Origin of the sequence: Lachnoanaerobaculum saburreum DSM 3986, assembly GCF_000185385.1 — a bacterium.
In the GTDB taxonomy this organism is placed as follows: Bacteria; Bacillota; Clostridia; order Lachnospirales; family Lachnospiraceae; genus Lachnoanaerobaculum; species Lachnoanaerobaculum saburreum.
On record NZ_GL622296.1, the window covers coordinates 2,453,673 to 2,456,119 of the forward strand.

A 2,447-nucleotide genomic window follows, 5' to 3' on the forward strand; every position below is an offset into this window, starting at 1 on the left:
GTTTTAATGATATTATTGTATAATATGTATATTATAATTGATTGTAGTTTCTTGTATTTTTACTTTGTAAAAAATCAAATTGGACTACAGTAATATGTTTCGTCAAAAAAGGGTCTGTACAGTTTTAAACCGCACTGACCCATATAGAAGATTCACTATATTTTTTTATAAAGATATTTGAAGTTTCCACTCAATATTTTAACAAGAAAAAAGTGGCTATAGCCTTATAAACACAAGACTTTAAACCACTTTTACATACCTCAGATGCTAAAGATAAAGTTATAATATACTGTTATATATTTTTATTCCTTTCTCCCCGCAAAACATATATATCCAAGTTCTTTTTTATTATCCATCATAAATGAACGCATCCTTTGAAAGTATTCCTTATTAAACTCCTGCAATCCTGTTCTTATAATACTGAATGCCCCAAAAATACCCTCATCCTTCATCATTCCGGGAATACTCATAAGAGACATAGGACCGCTCTTTTCCTCCACTTGAAATCCGGATCTTTCAAAGCAGGCTCTCCACTCCGTTTCTATAAGCGGTTCCACATTTACATTTATAGCCCTGCTAAGACCGATACGAAGTTCCCTTGCCCTGTTTTCATCATCAGTGATTAAAACAACATCCTGAGTTAATACAACTCCGCCGGGCTTTAATACTCTGTAATATTCTTTTAACGCTCTCTCCTTTTTATCACCCAAAAGCATTGTCAGCATTGCTTCATTTACCACAACATCAAAGCTTTCATCCTCAAAAGGAAGCTTAAAGGCATCACCTTCCATAACCTTTACTTTGTCTTCCAGGTCATTATCTTTTATCTTCTTCTTTGCCTTTTCGACCGCTTTTTCATCCAAATCCACTCCTATAATATCACAGCCGTATTTCTTTGCTATATGAATCAAGGTGGTCCCCATATTACAAGCCACCTCCAAAACCTTTGAATCAGCCTTGATATTTCCCTTCTCAAGTAACCAATCGGTAGCCACCACACCACCCGGTCTTAACCTTGTCTTACCTATTCTTGCCAAAAATTCATGACCTTTCTCTGCCATAATCCCTCCTGTAAACTAAAAACTATCTGTAAGTTAGGATTTACTAACTCAAATGTAAAATACCGCCTTTTAAAATAAATAAATTATACTTCATTTTATCGGGGATATTTACAAATACAGATATCATTAAATACTAAGAAAATATACTAAGCCGAATAACCGGCTCACTAAGAATTTTAGACATATATACGGTAAAAGTCAATATTAAAAATGGAAATATTATATATTGCGTCAATATTATTCATCTCTATAATTCACTTATATAACCCGATGGTATTTTGTCTGCCAGCCATACTTTTTCATTTCCATGATAGAATTTTACTCCATTCTCATAAGCTCTCTTAGAATCAATTTCCAGTATACATGGACTGTTGTCACGCCTAAGTCCTACTTTCCTTGCTGTATCTATATCAGCTGACAGGTGTACATATTGTCTGCTCATAGATAAAAGCCCGTTATTTTTTATGCTCTCAATAAATCTCCTTGCAGTACCATGATATAATTTATCAGGTGGAATCTTCTCTTCCTTTACTATATGCATCGGTATAGAATGCCCGTACATAGCTCTTATTTTTCCTGCCTTTATTTCATGTCTTTTCTTATCAGACTTATCAATCATAACAGCCAAATCGTTTTGAGTAATATATTCAAATCTACCTTCTGTATTTAATGCAGTCAAAAGCTGCTCTATACTTACCCAACCTTCTTCGTCCATTTCAAGTTCATACTCCCAAGGTGCATGTCGAAGTGCGTATGAAACTTCCTTGCTTAACTTTTCATAATTCATCATATTCTCCTTCTTCTATCATCTCATCTATAGCCTCTCTAAACCAATCCCAAAAGCTTTCATAATCCTTTCTCTGTTCCCATCCTGCACTTACAAAATCGTGGATTTTTTGCACCCTTCCATCTCTGTCGATATCAAAGCAAACTATATCATCATTGTCACCTCTTCTTGCAAAGGGAACCAACTTTCTGTCCGGATATCTTTCTTTTAATCCTTTTATTCTCCACTCAGTTTGATCATAATCCATCAAATACCAAAAATCAAAATTAACAAATCCCAAATGAACAATTTTTAAAAATTCTTTAGGATATTCAAACTCCTTATATATACTACTTACATCAAATAATTCCAATTCTATACTTTTCTCCTATTTTATTGTCTCCATATCAAATGCACAAAATGGATCATTATTTCTTAATGAAGCTTGTGAACTACCCATAGTCTAAAGACTATGGGCTTCCTGCTTCGCTGACCTCGCAACCTACTATCTCCACAGGCGTTAATTCGGGCAGTCCCTGCCCTATCATTTTCCTTATACTACTTGTCTTAATCCTTCTTCCAATATATTTTTTGCCGCATTAATATCTCTATCGTGTTTT

General features: G+C 34.3%; 3 protein-coding genes. All 3 read right to left on the reverse strand.

Annotated elements, in window-relative coordinates; genetic code table 11:
• Positions 1-302 precede the first annotated feature (302 nt).
• Positions 303-1,061: an SAM-dependent methyltransferase gene (locus HMPREF0381_RS11310; protein WP_008752112.1), complete on the reverse strand. Its 759-nt coding sequence runs from the start codon at positions 1,059-1,061 to the stop codon at positions 303-305.
• Between the two features lie 247 nt (positions 1,062-1,308).
• Positions 1,309-1,848, reverse strand: coding sequence for an RNA 2'-phosphotransferase (locus HMPREF0381_RS11315; protein WP_040461422.1), 540 nt, complete (start codon positions 1,846-1,848; stop codon positions 1,309-1,311).
• Entirely contained in the window at positions 1,838-2,200 is a 363-nt protein-coding gene (locus HMPREF0381_RS11320) for an SMI1/KNR4 family protein (RefSeq protein WP_008752114.1), read from the reverse strand. The genes HMPREF0381_RS11315 and HMPREF0381_RS11320 overlap by 11 nt, the downstream gene beginning before the upstream one ends.
• Positions 2,201-2,447: the final 247 nt, after the last annotated feature.